General features: G+C 62.6%; 15 protein-coding genes. 10 read left to right on the plus strand and 5 right to left on the minus strand.

Annotated features, from left to right (window positions below):
* Positions 1-47 precede the first annotated feature (47 nt).
* The 10 genes from obgE to ASG03_RS01125 all read left to right on the plus strand — a co-directional run bounded on the left by obgE (position 48) and on the right by ASG03_RS01125 (position 10,225).
* Positions 48-1,073 carry a GTPase ObgE gene (gene obgE / locus ASG03_RS01080; protein ID WP_062691584.1) on the plus strand — a complete coding sequence of 342 codons (1,026 nt, stop codon included), beginning with the start codon at positions 48-50 and terminating at the stop codon, positions 1,071-1,073.
* The gene (gene proB / locus ASG03_RS01085; RefSeq protein ID WP_062691586.1) at positions 1,073-2,263 is read left to right on the plus strand and encodes a glutamate 5-kinase; all 1,191 of its coding nucleotides are present in this window, start codon (positions 1,073-1,075) and stop codon (positions 2,261-2,263) included. The genes obgE and proB overlap by 1 nt, the downstream gene beginning before the upstream one ends.
* Complete coding sequence (locus tag ASG03_RS01090) at positions 2,256-3,536, plus strand: glutamate-5-semialdehyde dehydrogenase (protein WP_062691588.1); 1,281 nt, start codon at positions 2,256-2,258, stop codon at positions 3,534-3,536. Before proB ends, ASG03_RS01090 begins: the two co-directional genes overlap by 8 nt.
* A 39-nt stretch (positions 3,537-3,575) precedes the next feature.
* On the plus strand, positions 3,576-4,169 hold the full coding sequence (locus tag ASG03_RS01095) for a nicotinate-nucleotide adenylyltransferase (RefSeq protein ID WP_062691775.1): 594 nt from the start codon (positions 3,576-3,578) through the stop codon (positions 4,167-4,169).
* Between the two features lie 100 nt (positions 4,170-4,269).
* Positions 4,270-4,716: a ribosome silencing factor gene (gene rsfS, locus ASG03_RS01100; protein ID WP_062478062.1), complete on the plus strand. Its 447-nt coding sequence runs from the start codon at positions 4,270-4,272 to the stop codon at positions 4,714-4,716.
* Positions 4,717-4,884: 168 nt separating this feature from the next.
* A complete protein-coding gene (rlmH, locus tag ASG03_RS01105) occupies positions 4,885-5,367 on the plus strand; it encodes a 23S rRNA (pseudouridine(1915)-N(3))-methyltransferase RlmH (protein ID WP_062691590.1) in 483 nt (160 codons plus the stop codon).
* A gap of 182 nt (positions 5,368-5,549) precedes the next feature.
* A complete protein-coding gene (locus tag ASG03_RS01110) occupies positions 5,550-6,944 on the plus strand; it encodes a murein hydrolase activator EnvC family protein (protein ID WP_062691778.1) in 1,395 nt (464 codons plus the stop codon).
* Positions 6,934-8,256: a S41 family peptidase gene (locus tag ASG03_RS01115; protein ID WP_062477523.1), complete on the plus strand. Its 1,323-nt coding sequence runs from the start codon at positions 6,934-6,936 to the stop codon at positions 8,254-8,256. The genes ASG03_RS01110 and ASG03_RS01115 overlap by 11 nt, the downstream gene beginning before the upstream one ends.
* Positions 8,257-8,420: 164 nt before the next feature.
* Entirely contained in the window at positions 8,421-9,623 is a 1,203-nt protein-coding gene (locus ASG03_RS01120; protein WP_062691592.1) for a divergent polysaccharide deacetylase family protein, read from the plus strand.
* Between the two features lie 53 nt (positions 9,624-9,676).
* Complete coding sequence (locus ASG03_RS01125) at positions 9,677-10,225, plus strand: RNA pyrophosphohydrolase (protein WP_062691594.1); 549 nt, start codon at positions 9,677-9,679, stop codon at positions 10,223-10,225.
* An 86-nt stretch (positions 10,226-10,311) separates the two neighbouring features.
* Here ASG03_RS01125 and bfr read toward each other — a convergent pair whose 3' ends face one another.
* The 5 genes from bfr to ASG03_RS21915 form a co-directional block, all read right to left on the minus strand.
* Positions 10,312-10,815, minus strand: coding sequence for a bacterioferritin (bfr, locus tag ASG03_RS01130; RefSeq protein WP_062477514.1), 504 nt, complete (start codon positions 10,813-10,815; stop codon positions 10,312-10,314).
* Complete coding sequence (locus ASG03_RS20895; protein ID WP_062477511.1) at positions 10,781-11,092, minus strand: (2Fe-2S)-binding protein; 312 nt, start codon at positions 11,090-11,092, stop codon at positions 10,781-10,783. The genes bfr and ASG03_RS20895 overlap by 35 nt, the downstream gene beginning before the upstream one ends.
* Before the next feature lie 247 nt (positions 11,093-11,339).
* Positions 11,340-14,915: an error-prone DNA polymerase gene (locus tag ASG03_RS01140; protein WP_082475478.1), complete on the minus strand. Its 3,576-nt coding sequence runs from the start codon at positions 14,913-14,915 to the stop codon at positions 11,340-11,342.
* Positions 14,912-16,423, minus strand: a complete 1,512-nt coding sequence (locus tag ASG03_RS01145; RefSeq protein WP_274533630.1) for a Y-family DNA polymerase — start codon at positions 16,421-16,423, stop codon at positions 14,912-14,914. The genes ASG03_RS01140 and ASG03_RS01145 overlap by 4 nt, the downstream gene beginning before the upstream one ends.
* The gene (locus ASG03_RS21915) at positions 16,374-17,327 is read right to left on the minus strand and encodes an ImuA family protein (RefSeq protein WP_062691598.1); all 954 of its coding nucleotides are present in this window, start codon (positions 17,325-17,327) and stop codon (positions 16,374-16,376) included. Before ASG03_RS21915 ends, ASG03_RS01145 begins: the two co-directional genes overlap by 50 nt.
* Between the last annotated feature and the right edge of the window lie 36 nt (positions 17,328-17,363).

Consider the following 17,363-nt stretch of genomic DNA (forward strand, 5'->3'; position numbering starts at 1 on the left):
CTATATCGATGGCGGCAATTCCGGCAGGTAGCACGAACGGTACGACGATGAAATTTCTTGACGAGGCCAAGGTCTATATCCGCTCCGGCGACGGGGGGGCCGGTGCTGTATCCTTCCGGCGCGAGAAGTTCATCGAGTTCGGTGGACCCGACGGCGGTGACGGCGGGCGCGGCGGTGACGTCTGGGTGGAGGCCCTCAATGGTCTCAACACGCTGATCGATTTCCGCTTCCAGCAGCACTTCAAGGCCGGCACCGGGATCCACGGCATGGGCCGTAACCGCACGGGCGCAGGCGGCGATCACGTGACGCTGAAAGTGCCGGTCGGCACGCAGATCTTCGAAGAAGACGGGGAAACGCTGATCATCGACATGATCACCGAGGGCCAGCGCTTCCGGATCGCGGCCGGCGGCAATGGTGGTTTCGGCAATGCCCACTTCAAGTCAGCCACCAATCAGGCACCGAGCTGGGCCAATCCCGGGCTCGAGGGCGAGGAAAAGACCATCTGGCTGCGGCTGAAGCTGATCGCCGATGCCGGACTCGTGGGGCTGCCCAACGCCGGCAAGTCCACCTTTCTTGCCACCTGCACGAGGGCGCGGCCGAAGATCGCGAACTACCCCTTCACCACGCTGCATCCGAACCTGGGCGTCGCCACCATCGACGGGCGTGAGTTCATTCTGGCGGATATTCCCGGCTTGATCGAAGGCGCACATGAGGGCGTCGGCCTCGGGGACCGCTTCCTCGGTCATGTCGAGCGCACACGTGTCCTGCTTCACCTTGTCTCGGGACAGGAGGAGGATGTGGCCAAGGCCTACAAGACCGTAAAGCACGAGCTGGAAGCCTATGGTGGCGAGTTGACGGACAAACCGGAGATCGTGGCGCTGTCGCAGGTCGATACGCTCGATCCTACTGAGCTGAAGAAGAAACAGAAAGCGCTGGCGAAAGCATCGGGGACGACCCCCTTCCTTCTCTCGGCCATTGTTGGCACGGGCATGACGGAAACCTTGCGTGCCCTGCGGGATATCATCGTGACGGCCCAGACGGCGGGCAGCGACGACGCGGGGAGCGCCGACTGATGCGCTCGGCCCGCAAGCCGCTTTCGACCTATCGGCGGGTCGTCATCAAGATCGGATCGGCCCTGCTGGTCGATCGGGCGCGCGGGCTGAAGACGACATGGCTTGACGCCATCTGCGCCGACATTGCGGCGCTGAAATCGCAGGGCGTCGATGTCCTCGTCGTCTCGTCGGGCGCCATTGCCCTCGGCCGTTCTGTGTTGAAGCTGCCGGCGGGCGCGCTCAAGCTGGAGGAAAGCCAGGCCGCAGCAGCCGTCGGGCAGATTTCCCTGGCGCGGGCCTGGTCGGAAAGTCTGTCCCGGGACGCCATCATTGCCGGACAGGTTCTGCTTACGCTCGGCGACACGGAGGAGCGAAGGCGCTACCTCAATGCGCGCGCGACGATGACCCAGCTCCTGAGGATGGGCGCGATCCCGATCATCAACGAGAACGACACCGTCGCCACGAGCGAAATCCGCTACGGCGACAACGACAGGCTGGCCGCGCGCGTCGCCACCATGATCGGTGCGGACCTGCTCGTGCTGCTTTCCGATATCGACGGACTGTACACGGCACCGCCGCATCTGGATCCGGAAGCCAAATTCATCGAGATCATTCCGTCCATCACGCCCGAGATCGAGGCGATGGCGGGTGGCGCAGCATCGGAACTGTCGCGCGGCGGGATGCGCACGAAGATCGACGCCGGCAAGATGGCGACCAGCGCCGGTTGCGCGATGATCATTGCTTCGGGCAAGGTCGATCACCCTCTGGCGGCGCTGGCCGAAGGCGCCCGATCCTCCTGGTTTGCCCCGTCCACTACGCCTGTCACGGCGCGCAAGACATGGATCGCCGGACAATTGTTGCCCTCGGGCACCCTTGCCATCGATGCGGGCGCCGAAACGGCATTGCGTTCCGGCAAGAGTCTTTTGCCGGCCGGCGTGCGCGACGTGACCGGGACGTTCAGCCGCGGCGACACGATCGCCATCGTGAGCGCGGACGGACGAGAAATCGCCCGGGGACTTGCGAGCTACGACGCTGACGAGACGCGGCAGATTGCGGGGCGGAAATCGGGAGACATCTCGGAGATCCTTGGCTATGCCGGCCGCGCCGCCATGGTGCATCGTGACGATCTGGTCATGACAGGCACACTGCCGGACGCGCAGGCGACGAAGCGCGCGACGTGTGAGACGGAGAGGAACGACATCGATGCTTGACGATCCCCGCAAGCGCGAAATCCAGGATCTGATGGCCGCCATCGGCCGTCAGGCCAAGGCTTCGGCCCGGCCACTGGCAACAGCATCGCCGACGCAGAAGACGGCAGCCCTCATGGCCATGGCCGATGCGATTTTGAAGCGAAGCGCAGATATTCTGGCTGCCAATGCGCTCGATCTTGAAAATGCACGGGCGACCGGCGTGGCCGCCGCCTTCATCGACAGGCTGACGCTGAATGAAGAGCGCGTGTCGAGCATGGCCAACGCCATCCGCGATATCGCTGCTCTGCCCGATCCGGTCGGCGACGTCATCGCCGAGTGGGAAAGGCCGAACGGCCTGCGCATCCAGCGCGTCCGGACGCCGCTCGGCGTCATCGGAGTCATCTATGAAAGCCGGCCGAACGTGACCGCCGATGCGGGTGCCCTGTGCCTGAAGGCCGGCAATCCGGTAATCCTGCGCGGCGGCTCCGACAGCCTCCACTCCTCGCAGGCGATCCATGCCTGCCTGCTGGAGGGCCTGGTCTCGGCCGGCCTTCCAGAGCATGCGATCCAGATGGTTCCGGTCGCCGACCGGTCGGCCGTCGGCGCCATGCTGACCGGTCTGAACGGGGCGATCGATGTGATCGTGCCCCGCGGCGGCAAGAGCCTCGTTGCGCGCGTTCAGAACGAGGCACGTGTCCCGGTGTTCGCGCATCTCGAAGGCCTATGCCACGTCTATGTCGATGCTTCGGCCGATCTCGACATGGCGCGCGCCATCATCGTCAATGCCAAGATGCGTCGCACCGGCGTTTGCGGCTCGGCGGAAACCCTGCTGATCGACACGGCCGGCGCAGAACGCTTCGTCGTGCCGCTGATTGCCGCGCTGCAGACCGCCGGCTGCGAAGTGCGCGGCGACAACGCGGTTCGGGCCATTGTCCCCGGCCTGATCGCGGCCACGGAAGAAGACTGGGCGACGGAATATCTCGATGCCATCATCGCGGTGCGGATGGTCGACGGCGTTGCCGGTGCGATCGAGCATATCGGGCTCTGGTCATCGTCCCACACGGAAGCCGTCATCGCCGAGGACGCCGGAGTCGTCCATCGCTTCTTCACGGAGATCGACAGCGCCATTCTCCTTCACAATGCCTCGACCCAGTTTGCCGATGGCGGCGAATTCGGCATGGGCGGCGAGATCGGCATATCCACCGGCAAGATGCACGCACGCGGTCCCGTCGGCGTCGAACAATTGACCTCCTTCCAGTATCGGGTGCACGGCACCGGCCAGGTTCGACCGTAAGTGACGGAAAATGCGGGTCTCGCCGATCGTTATCTGCGGATGCCGCATGTCGAGCCGGGGATGACGGTCGGCCTTTTCGGCGGCTCGTTCAACCCGCCGCATGACGGGCATGTGCTGGTGGCCGACATCGCCTTGCGGCGGCTGCGGCTCGACCAGCTCTGGTGGATGGTGACACCGGGCAACCCCCTGAAAAGCCGACGCGAACTTGCGCCGCTTTCCGATCGTATCGCCATGAGCGAAGCCATCACGGAAAGTCCGCGCATCAAGGTGACGGCCTTTGAGCATACACTCGGGCAAAGCTACACTGCGCGAACACTCGAAAAGATCCGTGCCCGCAATCCGGCCATTCATTTCGTTTGGGTTATGGGCGCTGACAATCTGAAGACATTCGATCGCTGGCAGCGCTGGCAGGAGATCGCCCGCAGCGTCCCCATCGCTGTCGTCGATCGGCCCGGCGCGACCCTGGCCTACCTCTCCTCGAAGATGGCGCGAACCTTCGACTATGCCCGCGTCGATGAGGAAGATGCCGCTCTTCTGGCCCGACGCGCTGCGCCAGCCTGGACGTTCCTTCATGGTCCACGTTCTCCGCTGAGCTCGACGGCCTTGCGGGCGGCCAAGCCTGTGCGGGGCTGACGATCTTTTTGCCTGCGTCTTGAAACCTTAAGGCTTTGATGACTACATTTATCAAGGTGACTGTCCGACAAGCGGTTGCCCGGCGCAAGATGTGCCGAACGTGCATGTTCTGGTCATTGGGAAAGGAAATACTCTGACAACAGTACACGCCAAGGGAAATGTCACCCGCATCTTCCCGAAAAGCACGGAACGTGGCGACGATGCCGCCGACCGCGCGCTTCAACTGGTTCTCGCCAGCCTCGAGGACTCAAAGGCAGAAGATATTGTCACGATCAACATTGCCGGAAAATCGGCGCTGGGCGACTACATGGTTGTGGTCTCCGGGCGATCGAGCCGTCATGTTGCAGCCATCTCCGATCACTTGGTTTCCGACATGAAGGACGACGGCTTGGGCGCTCCCCGGGTTGAAGGCCTGGAAACAGCGGATTGGGTTCTGATCGATGCTGGCGATATCATCATTCACGTGTTCCGTCCTGAAATCCGCGAGTTCTACAACATCGAGCGGATGTGGGCGGCCCCTGAAATGGACGACGGCACACGCCACTGATCCTTGACGTCAGTATCTTGACGCCACGTCGTCGGCGTTGCCTGTAAACGTGCGTCGAGAGCTGTTGCAGCCTGCACAGCGATCGTTGCATGCGGCGGATGTCCAGCGTCCGGACCAAAGCCGACATCCCGGTGTCGGCCCGCAAATGCTGTGCCGGAGGCCAGAGGGTTGAAAATTGGACTTTTTGCTGTCGGGCGCCTGAAAGCCGGCCCGGAGAAGGATCTTGCGGCGCGCTATCTCGACCGCTTCGCCAAAGCCGGTCCGGCCATCGGGCTCGAAGCAGGGCGAATGACGGAAATCGCGGAAAGTCGGGCCTCCTCCAGTGAGACGCGCAAGCGAGAGGAAGCTGCTCAGCTGCTGAAATCTCTGCCTGAAGCGGGTCTTCTCATTCTCTTGGACGAACGCGGCAAACACCTCGACTCCCCCGCCTTTGCAGAGCTTGTCGGCGGGTTCCGTGATCAGGGAAAACGCGACATAACGATCGCAATCGGAGGGGCGGACGGGCTCGACCCTGACCTCCACGCCCGGGCGGACGCCGTCATTTGTCTCGGCCGTCTGACATGGCCGCACCAGCTTGTTCGCATCCTCATTGCCGAGCAGCTCTATCGCGCTGTCACCATTCTGTCCGGACACCCTTACCACCGCGTCTAAACACCAGTTCGCACGGCTATCAGGCATGCGTCATCGGTCTTCCGGCCATGCGTGCGCCGCATTTTTGGCAAATGGCTTTGACCATGCGCACTGACAAGCTTCGGACAAGGCGGAAGACGGCAGATGGCGGGATGATCTGGAACCGGCAGAAGAGACGTGGGAAGGGCAATTCGGGCGATCGGATGAGTCTGCCGATTGATCGCCCCGGCCATGTGCTTCGTCTGGCGGCGGTCCTCGTCGCGCTTATCGGGATCGATAGTCCGGCGCAGGCGCAGGATGCCGAGCGTGGCGATCGTCCCGCCGTCGCCGCACCGGAGGATCCTGTGGCTGCCTTGTCCCAGAGGCGCAACAATACCCGCATCGAACTCGACGCCCTCTCAAAGACCATCAGTCTATCGCAAGAGCGAGCGCTCGCGCTTCAGTCCGAGATCGCAGATATCGAGAAGACCAATGCGGCCCTTCGCCAAGCCCTGGTGGAGTCTGCGGGCAAGCGCCAGACGCTCGAACAGCAGATCGCCGATGGCGAGACGAAGCTGGCGGACCTGCGCGTGCGCGAAGACACCGTTCACCAGTCGCTGAAGGCGCGGCGTGGCGTGCTGGCCGAGGTTCTCGCCGCGCTGCAGCGGATGGGCCGCAACCCGCCGCCTGCCCTTCTTGTTACGCCGGAAGATGCCCTTGGCTCTGTCCGGAGTGCCATCCTGCTCGGCGCCGTCGTGCCGGGTATCCGCCACGAAACGGAAAATCTTGCTGCCGATCTTCAGGCCCTTGCCGGCCTGCGCTCAGACATCGTCACCCAGAAGCAGGCGCTTGGAAACGACATGACCGCGCGGCTGGAGGAAGAGCGGCGGATGAACATGCTGGTCGCCGAGAAGGAAAAGCTCAAAAGCAGCAACGCCACGGAACTGGCTGCCGAACGTCGCAAGGCAGAGCAACTGGCCTCGCAGGCAACAAGCCTTCAGGGCCTGATCGGCTCGCTCGAAAGCGAAATCGGCTCTGTTCGGGCCGCGGCCGAAGCGGCCCGTGCGGACGAAGAAGCACGGGCGCGGCTGTCGGAGGCGGATCGCGAGGCAGCGCGCGCGCTGGCGCGCAATGCGGTGCCCGACAAAAACCGCATTGCCCCGGCATATGAATTTTCCGAGTTGCAGAAGAAACTCGCCTTTCCCGTCGCCGGCTCCGTCCTGCGCCGATACGGCGACGACGATGGAACCGGGCATTCCTCGCAAGGCATGATGCTGCGAACCGAAGCCGGCGCGCTGGTTACCGCACCGACAGATGGATGGGTCATGTTCTCCGGCGCATTCCGCAGCTACGGGCAGATGATCATCCTCAATCCGGGCGATGGCTATCTTGTTGTTTTGTCTGGAATGGAGACGGTTGCCGTCCAGCCTGGCCAGTTCGTCGTTGCCGGCGAGCCGCTCGGTCAGATGGGAACGAAAAGAGTGGCGAGTGCTGCGGCTTTGGCGCTGGAAACAGATCGACCAACGCTTTACATTGAATTCAGAAAAGACGGTAAACCGGTTGATTCTCGACCATGGTGGACCGCCTCAGACACCGGAAAGGTACGAAATGATTCGTAGGGCTTCACTAGTTCTGGTCGGGGCGTTGATGGGCGCGACGGCAATGAGCGTCGTCTACTCTGCGGTCGTTCCGGCCGTTGCGGCCAATCCGTCGACGTATCGCGAACTGTCGATCTTCGGCGACGTCTTCGAGCGCGTGCGGGCCCAATATGTGACGCCGCCGCAGGACGACAAGCTGATCGAGAACGCCATCAACGGCATGCTCTCGTCCCTTGATCCGCATTCGAGCTACATGAATGCCACCGACGCAGAAGACATGCGCACCCAGACCAAGGGTGAATTCGGCGGTCTCGGCATCGAAGTCACGATGGAAGACGAGCTGGTCAAGGTCACGAGCCCGATCGACGATACGCCTGCCGCCAAGGCCGGTGTTCTCGCCGGCGACTTCATTTCCAAGATCGATGGCCAGGATGTTCGCGGCCTGAAGCTCGAAGAGGCGGTCGACAAGATGCGCGGCGCGGTCGGCAAGCCGATCAAGCTGACCATCCTGCGCAAGGGCGCCGACAAGCCGATCGAACTGACGATCGTTCGCGATGTCATCGCGGTCCGTGCGGTCAAGTCGCGTGTCGAAGGCGATGTCGGCTACGTCCGCGTCATTTCGTTCACCGAAAAAACCTATGACGACCTGAAGAACGCGATCGAGAAAATCAAGAAGGACGTGCCTGCCGACAAGCTGAAAGGCTATGTGCTCGACCTTCGCCTGAACCCGGGCGGCCTGCTCGATCAGGCGATCAATGTTTCCGACGCCTTCCTCGAGCGTGGCGAAGTCGTCTCCACGCGCGGCCGCAACGCCGACGAAACCCGTCGCTTCAATGCGACGCCGGGCGACCTGACCGACGGCAAGCCGGTCATCGTTCTCGTCAACGGCGGTTCGGCGTCCGCATCGGAAATTGTCGCCGGTGCCCTTCAGGATCTGAAGCGCGCAACCGTTCTCGGCACGCGGTCTTTCGGCAAGGGTTCCGTCCAGACGATCATCCCGCTCGGCGAGGCCGGGGCGCTTCGCCTGACGACGGCGCTCTATTACACGCCATCGGGCAAATCGATCCAGGGCACAGGCATCTCGCCTGATATCAAGGTGGAGCAGCCGCTTCCGCCAGAGCTTCTCGGCAAGGTCGAAAACACCAGCGAGTCGAGTCTGCGCGGCCATATCCAGGGCCAGAACGAGACGCAGGAGGGCTCCGGCTCCGTTGCTTATGTTCCGCCGGAACCCAAGGACGATATACAGCTAAACTACGCGCTGGACCTGCTGCGCGGCAAGAAGAGCGATCCGAGCTTCCCGGCGAATCCGCAGAAGGCCGAACTCGCACCCTGAAGCCGAAGAGACCGTCGCAAATGCGTGAAACGCCGTCCGGCCCCGGGCGGCGTTTTGCATGTCCGGCGACGCGCAAGCTTGGCGCGGTATCACGTTCGCTGATGCATGTCGCCCGAAAGCGTGCAGCGTTTTCGGGCGACATGCATCAAAAGTAGAGGACAATTTTGGGCACGGATCTCAATGCACCGCTCGGGCAGAACAGGCGCCCGGCAAAGACCAGGACGCGGCTGCGCATGGGGCGGGTGGCGCTTGGCCTGTTCGCGACGGCCATTGCCGGCGTGACCGTCTTTGCATGGATGACCCCCCTCGGCCTGCTCCCGCCAGCGCCGCTGCCTGCCTCGACCGAGATCGCCGCGGCGCCGTCTGCCGGGCAAACCGAAGATAGCCCAAAGGCTCCAGTAAAGGCCGGATCCCGATCCACGGGCGAAGCGGCATCATCGGGTGCGAGCATCAACCGCACGCTCCTGGACAACGGCAATGTGGTGACGACCTATTCCCCGGGTCAGCGTGGCAAGAACGGTCCTGCCATCATCGAGGTCGGGCCCGTGCGGGGACAGGATCCGCGCATGGCAGCACAGCCGAACGAATTGCTTCTCGAGGACGCTCCGGAGGGCCGGCTGCCCGTGATTGGACCCGACGGGCTGCGGCCGATGGATCAATATGCTCGCCCCTGGTCGGGTGCGCGCGGAACGCGAATCGCGCTTGTGATCGGCGGCATGGGATTGAGCCAGACGGGCACGCAGAGTGCCATTCGCACGCTCCCACCGGCGGCGACCTTGGCTTTTGCCGCATCCGGCAACAGCCTGCAACGCTGGATGCAGGAGGCGCGCCGGACAGGCCACGAAATCCTTTTGCAAGTGCCGCTGGAGCCCTTCGACTATCCCACGAACAACCCCGGGCCGCAGACCCTGCTGGTTGGCGACGGCGCACGGCAGAATCTCGCACAGCTGCACGACGCGCTCGGCAAGATCACCAACTATACCGGCATCATGAATTTTCTCGGTGGCCGCTTTCTGTCGAACGCGGAGGCGCTCGAACCCGTGATGCGCGAGATCGGGCAACGCGGTCTGCTGTTCCTCGACGACGGCACCTCGGCGCAATCGTTGACATCGACGCTCGGCGACGCCCTGAATGTGCCCTATGCGTTCGGCGACGTTGTGGTGGATACACAGCTCGACCGGACCGCCATTCTGCGCAAGCTCGACGACCTCGAGCGAATCGCGAGACGCAACGGCACCGCCATCGGCACGGCATCGGCCTTCGACGAAAGCGTTTCGGCTATTGCGCAATGGATGGATGAGGCGGAAAAGCGTGGCATCGAATTCGTCGGCGTCTCTGCGCTGGTCAAGGACACGAAGCGAAACTGAACGGAATTCCGCGCGTGCTGTCAGACAGCCGCCACATGCCCTGAGGATAGATGATGAGCAAGACCGGCAAGACCCCGCCTCTCCGCGCCGAAGATCTCCCATATCGGCCTTGCGTCGGGATCATGGTGCTGAACGACCAGGGCCTCGTCTGGGCCGGTCGGCGTATTCCCTTGGGCAACTCCGAATATGACGGATCGGGACAACTCTGGCAGATGCCGCAGGGCGGCATCGACAAGGGAGAAGATCCGCTGGAAGCGGCAAAGCGTGAGCTCTATGAGGAGACAGGCATGCGCAGCGTGTCGCTGCTGATGGAAGCGCCGGACTGGATCAACTATGACCTACCGACCCACCTGATCGGAATCGGGCTGAAGGGGAAATTCCGGGGTCAGACCCAGCGCTGGTTTGCCTTCCGTTTCCACGGCGACGACAGCGAGATTGCCATCAACCCACCGCCCGGTGGACACGAAGCCGAATTCGAGGAATGGGCCTGGAAGCCGATGACAGACCTTCCCGGGCTTATCGTGCCTTTCAAGCGCGCTGTGTATGACACTGTTGTTTCCACCTTCGCGCATCTGGCGACGGAGACGACGGGAAAGCTTTAAGGCGGCGAAGAGGATCGGAACCGGCGCTTTCCGCTGTAGGTAAGAGGTACGGCGTCGTGGAACGCCGCACCTCCCGACCTCCTGTCTCAGGCGTCTTCGCTGCCGACCTCGGCCTTGTCGGCGGAGGTCGCATTCAGCTGTCCGTATTTCTCGGCACCGATCGAATTGAACAGTTGAAGCTGTGTTTCGAGGAAGTCGATATGGCCTTCCTCGTCCATCAGCAATTCTTCGAAAAGCTTCATGGAGACATAGTCGCCCGCCGCATGACAGATGTCGCGCGACTCCTTGTAGGCATTGCGAGCGTCGTATTCACCGGCAAGATCAGCTTCAAGGACTTCCTTGACGTTTTGCCCGATGCGGAGCGGGCCGACGGTCTGCAGATTGGGATGACCGTCGAGAAAGATAATGCGCGCGATCAGCTTATCGGCGTGGTGCATTTCCTCGATGGACTCGGCACGCTCCTTCTTTGCCAGGAGCGTGTAACCCCAGTCCTCGAGCAGCCGGAAGTGCAGCCAGTACTGATTGACCGCCCCCAGCTCGAGATAGAGGGCTTCGTTAAGCCGCTCGATGACCCTTGTGTCGCCTTTCAAGATCCGCTCTCCTGTTTTCCTCGTGAAATTTTTTGAGACGGGTCATGAAATCAAATATCTGGTCATCCGTCGAGTGCCGCACGGCGTGATAGCGTTCCGTGGTCCGGATAATCAGGTCGACCACATTGGGGAAGCAGCCGCAGCAGCGCCCGCGCTTTTCCATCGCGTGATAGACTTTTGCAGGCACGATCAGCTGCCAACAATCCTCATCGAGGAGGGCGGTGATCGTATCCTCTATCTCCTTTTCGGAGATGAAATTGCAACTGCAAACCAGCATGACGTCTTGCCTGTCTTCGCATCCTCGCTGAGGCAGCAGTAAACAAACAAGATAATTGGTGTCAAGAAAAAACCCCGTGATCGCGCAAGCCTTAGTTTAGAACAATTCCAAGGAGATAACGCGGTCGAAGGATGATCACCAAGTGCTCCCGCTCGCGCAGAAGCAGCTTGATCTCGGCGGCACGGCGAGCACCCGGCCGGTCGCACGCATGTATCGGTGGCCGACAGAAAAGACACCGCGCGCAGGTTTAATGGAAGTTGCGGCCCTTGGGCATCACCTGCGCCGTTTCCATCAGGCCGGACTTCCGTCGCGCCTCACGACGGGCGCGCTCGCGCAGGGCCTGTTCCCGCGCATCGCCCTTCTGCCTTTGATCTGCCGTAGGGCGCAGTACCTCGTCCGCTCTTTCGTTGACGGCAAAGCGGCGTGCCTCGCTCTTCAGCAGACCCAGTGCCTCGGTCATGTCGTCCAGGCTTTCCGCAACGACATGGATGACCCCGTTCTGGCTCTGCAGACGCCCGGTGACCTTGACGAGCCGCGCGCCCATGACGACGGCACGGAACGTTTCGAAGACAGCTTTCCAGACGATGATATTGGCGACACCCGTCTCGTCTTCCAGTGTCATGAAGATCACGCCTTTCGCAGATCCCGGCCGCTGCCGCACCAGAACAAGGCCGGCCACCGTGACGCGACGCCCCGGACGCGTGGTCGCAAGGCTCCGGCATGCCACCACGCTATCCCGTGCGAATGCTTCCCGCATGAAGGAGACCGGATGCGCCTTCAGCGAAAGCGACAGGGCCCTGTAGTCGTTCACCACCTCTTCGCCGGCCGGCATGATCGGAAGACGCATGGCAGGATCCCCTCTCAAGTCTGCCTCTCCCGCCGCGGCAAAGAGCGGCAAGCGTTCGGCGGGCGCCTTTTCATCGAGCGCCTTGATGTCCCAGAGCGCGCGGCGACGATCGATCCCGAGCGATCCGAACGCATCGGCATCCGCCAGTCGTTCGAGCACGCTGCGCGTCAATCCTGACCGCAGCCAGAGATCGTAGATCGAGACATATCCCGCGCCGCGATGGGCCACCAGAGGTGCCATGTCGTCTTCTCTCAATCCCTTCACCAGCCGAAAGCCGAGGCGGACGGCGTATTGCGTCAGGATGACGTTGCGCATATCGCGGTGGCGGGGATCGATCGCTCGGGGGTCGAAATCGGGTCGGGCAACGCTTCCATCATTGCTGTCCTGCAGTTCGTTTCCCTCCAGGATCGTTTCCCAGTCGGACAGATTGATATCGACGGCACGGATCTGGACGCCGTGCTCGCGGGCGTCGCGCACGAGCTGGGCCGGCGCATAGAACCCCATCGGTTGGGCGTTGAGCAGGGCCGCGCAGAAGATATCGGGATAGAACGTCTTGAACCAGCAGGAGGCATAGACAAGGAGCGCAAAGGAAGCGGCATGGCTTTCGGGAAATCCGTATTCTCCAAATCCCTTGATCTGGTTGAAGCAGCGGACGGCGAACTCGCGATTGTAACCGTTCTTGACCATGCCTTCGATCATCTTGGTCTCGAAATTCGCGACCAGCCCCGATCGGCGAAAGGTGGCCATGGCGCGGCGCAACTGATCCGCTTCCGCCGCGGTGAACTTGGCCGCCGTCATCGCGATCTGCATGGCCTGCTCCTGGAACAGCGGCACACCCAGCGTCCGCTTCAGCACGGTCTTCAGCTCCAGGCTCTCATAGGGGATCGCCTCGCCTCGCAGCTTTGCCTCACGGCGCTTGAGGTAGGGGTGCACCATGTCACCCTGAATGGGACCCGGCCGGACAATCGCCACCTCGATCACCAGATCGTAGAATTCCCGCGGTCGAAGCCGCGGCAGCATGCTCATCTGCGCCCGGCTCTCGATCTGGAAAACCCCCACCGTATCGGCACGACAGATCATGTCGTAGACCGGGTTGTCGTCTTTTACATAGTCGAGCTCGGTGTCGTAGACCTGAGACAGCAGCATCTGCTTGCCATAATGGGTCTCCAGCATGCGGAAGGCCTTGGCGAGACAGGTGAGCATCCCGAGTGCGAGAACGTCGACCTTGAGGATCTTGAGCGTGTCGAGATCGTCCTTGTTCCACTCGATCATGTAGCGGCCGGGCATGGCCGTCGGCATGATCGGCACGACCTCGTCGAGCCGGTCATGCGTGATGACGAAACCGCCGACATGCTGGGACAGGTGCCGCGGCATGTCCATTAGCCGTCCGGCATAGGTGAACATGCGCATCACGGTGGGATCCGACAGGTCGAGCCCGGCCGCCTTGGCCTGTTCGTCCGTGAACGACGATGTCCACCAGCCCCAGATGGAGGCCGCAAGCGCCGTCTGCACATCCTCGGAAAAACCGAACACCTTGGCCACCTCGCGCCCAGCCGAGCGCGCGCGGTAACTGATGGCAGCAGCGGCGATGCCGGCATGCTCCTTGGTGTAGGTATCGTAGATGAACTGGATCACCTCTTCGCGCCGTGCATGCTCGAAGTCGATATCGATATCGGGCGGCTCGTCGCGATCCACGGAGAGAAAGCGGTCGAAGAGGAGGGTGAACTTGACTGGATCGACCTCCGTCACGTGAAGACAGTAGCAGACGGACGAATTGGCCGCGGATCCGCGCCCCTGGCAAAGAATGCCTTTCGATCGCGCAAAGGTCACCAGGCGATGGACGGTGAGAAAATAAGGCTCGTATTGCTTCTTGCGAATGAGATCGAGTTCATAGGCGATCTTGGTTTCCACGGCCTCCGACACGCCCTGAGGATATCGCCGCGCCGCGCCTTCCCGCACCAGCCGCTCGAGCGCCTGCGACGATGTCTCGCCCGGACCGGCCTCGTCCGGATAATTGTGCTTCAGTTCATCAAGCGTGAAATCGAGCGTCTTGAAGAACCGCTCCGTGTTGGCAACGGCCTGGGGATAGTCGCGGAAGATACGGACCATCTCGCCGGGTGCCTTGAGAAACCGCTCGGCATTGGCCTGCAGTCGGAAGCCGGCCTCAGCAATCGTCACATGCTCGCGGATGGCCGTCATGACGTCGGCCAGCGGTCGGCTGTCGGGAGCGTGGTAGAGCACGTCGTTCGTGGCGATGAGGCGCACATCCGTGCTGTCGGCAAGGGCTGCAAGAGCCGCGAAATCCTGCGCGTCGAACCCATCATAGCGCGGCGTCATGCCGAGGAACAGCCGGCCCTTCATGAGGGGCTGTAGCGTTCTTAGGGTATGACTGAGCACCGCCCAGTCATCGTTTCCGCAAGATGCACCGTCGGTCCGAACGTCTGCGACCGCTCCCGCGGACGCGTCGGTCGCTTTTCCGCGGGCGAGCGGCAAGCCGCCAGAGGCTTCTCCGGGAGCGCTCCATCCGGCGCGGCCCTTCATCACGATCACCTGCAGATGCTCCTGCCATGCAAGGAGATCAGGCAGAAAGAGCGTGCAGTTGCCCTTGTCGTCGGCACGCAGATTGCCCGCGCTCAGAAGACGGCAGAGGTGCGCCCATCCCTTCCGGTTGCGCGGATAGGCGAGCATATCCGGGGAGCCATCGGCAAAGACGAGGCGCGCCCCAGGCTGGAAAGGAAATTTTTCCTCTCGGGCCTCTGCATGAGCCCGAACGACACCCGAAACCGTGTTGCGATCGGCGATCCCCAAGCCCTTCAGGCCGATGCGCTTGGCCGTGACCACCATTTCCTTGGCACCCGAAGCGCCACGCAGAAAGGAAAAATTGGTACAGGCGCCCCATTCGTAGAAGACAGGCGGCGTGTTGTTCGTCACGCCGTCGCTGCCGTCCCGCCCCTTTCGGGGAGCGGCGCGGGTCATGCGAAAATGCCGTGCATGAACCAGTCGGGATGCATTCGCTCGCGCTGGAACAATCCATTGCGGAACATCCAGAACCGGCGCCCCGTCTCGTCCTCGATGCGAAAATAATCGCGCGTCGGCGCGTCTTCGCCGTCGATCCACCATTCCGCAGCAATGCGCTCCGGGCCTTCCGCCCGGGTAACCCGATACGCGGTCCGCCGCCAGAAAAACCGTTCCGGTGCACCGTCCGGAACATCGGCGACGGGCACCTCCACGCGCTCGGGATGCGTCAGAAGACGCAGGGGCCGCACCGGCACAACCGGCCATTCCTCGGCTTGAAGCCCTTTGGCTGCCGGAGACGCAGCATCGCGGGCGGGCCGAAGGCTTGCCGCCCGCTCGGGAATATGGCTTGCCGCGAGAACGGCAACCGACAGCACCTCGTCTCCAAAACGAGCGACGACGCGGTCCGTGAAGTCGGCAAGGGCACGGCTTTGGTCGGGTCGCCCCGAAAAATCATCCTGAACGGAGGAGATCGGCTCGGCCTTGAGCACGCAGAGCCGCAAGATCTCGAAACCATAACCGGCATCCAGATCATCATGCACGGCGGCAAGCCGTTCCCGATAGAGCGCAGCGATGCGCTTTGGATCCCGCAACGGAGACGATGTGCCGGCGAGCAACCGGAATACCTTGCCGTCGACGCGGAAAAGCAGAAGTTCGAACTGGCGCCCGCCCTCTCCCCGCTCCTCGAGGCGTCCCTTCAGGCCATCGGCAAGCTGCAGCGCCAGCCCGAGGATGTCGTCTTCGCCCGAAACCGGCGATATCAGCCTGCGTTCGACCGAAAGCTCGGCCACAGGCCGGCGCGGAGACAGCGGTTCGTCATCATGCCCGAGCGCCTGGTCGAGCCGAAGAAAGACGAGCGGTCCGAAGCGTCGGGCAAGGGCCGCTCTCGGCGCCTCCATGAGATCTCCAACCTGCGTCAGCCCCAGTCTGATCAGCGTATCTGTGAGGGCCTGCGGCAGTCGAAGCGCCGTCACGGGCAAAGGCCCGAGCGCGACGGCCTCCTCTCCTGCTTCGATGACATCATTGCCGGAAAATCGAGCCAGAGCCCAAGACAGGCCGGGAGAGGCCGCAATCGCCCCCCGCGCCTCAACGCCAAGCTGGAAAAGGCGCGACAAGACATCGTCGAGCAGCGCTTTCTCTCCACCATGCAGTTTGGTGCAGCCGGTGATGTCGAGCGCCAGACCGTCGGCACCGGCATAGGCAACCAGCGGCGTATAGCGATCGCACCAGTCGGCCAAGCCTGAGAGAAAGCTCTGGTCAGCGGCAGGATCGGCCGGCAGCACATCAAGACGCGGATGCATGGCGCGGGCTTCGGCGACACCTTGCCCCCGCTTCAACCGCAGGCGCTCGGCCAGACTGTCAAGCGCCACGATCCGCATGGCATTTTCGACCTTGTCCGAGAACACCACCGGCGGATGATCAGGACGCCCGTTTGAAAGCCATGACGCGCCCCAGCGCCGGCGCGCCACCCGGTCGGCCGACAGATGCGGGAAGGACAGCGACAGGATCCGCTGCGTGTGCCGGAAGAGAGACGGCGACGGGGTCGAGAGGGTAGAACCGGCGCGCATGGGAACTCCATTCAAGGTAGGCATCAACAGGGGAAAAGGCCCGCGTCTTCTCGGCAATCACGTGAAAGGCGGGATGCCCGATGCCGGTCGAAAGCATCGTTCCATCCGGCAGCATGAACAGGGATGCAGGGGCAGGACGTACGAGAAGGCGGAGATGCGCGCTACTTGCCTCCTCCTCCCCGGCTTGGCGCAGCAGAAAAATCGGCACGCCGCTGCCCATCGATCGCAACTGCAGCCGTCGGCTCTCCTGAAGTCCGAGACGCGCCGGATTGCCGCGGATCTCCAGAATGACGGCGGAGAAGACGGAAAATCCAAGCGCTGCCTCGGCAATCCACAAGGCCTGCTGGAGATTGCGCGGCCTTGAGAACAGTGCGGCGCGCAGATCGATGCCGAGAAGCGACAGGCCGACCCCGTAAGGCTCGCCGGCCTCTTTTTCCGCCATCGTTTCGGAAATCCAGAGAATAGGCCCAAGTTCACCCCGCGCCTTGCGCCGTGCCTGGCAAAGGGCGGCAAGTCCAAGCGTGAAGCCGGTAGCGGCACCGGCATCACGCGTTTCCGCCACGCGGATCTCGCTCAGACCCTTGAGCGGAAGCCCGCCGGACATGGCATGATCAAGCGTGGGAACGCCAAGCGGCAGCGTTTCTTCGTGCGCGGTCGGAGAAAGGCCGGACGCGGAAAACCCGGCTTTTTCGCCCTCCGTCCTTGTAGTGGCAAGACAGGAACCGGAGGGCCTGTCTCGTTCCAAGCGGGCAATGGCGTCGCGCAGGGCGAGCACCGTCTCCCGCGGCACAGCGTTTTCAGCCATGGCAGTCAGCTCCTATACGTTCCTGTTATGTTCTTA

It is taken from the genome of Rhizobium sp. Leaf341 (assembly GCF_001424325.1).
Lineage (GTDB): Bacteria > Pseudomonadota > Alphaproteobacteria > Rhizobiales > Rhizobiaceae > Ferranicluibacter.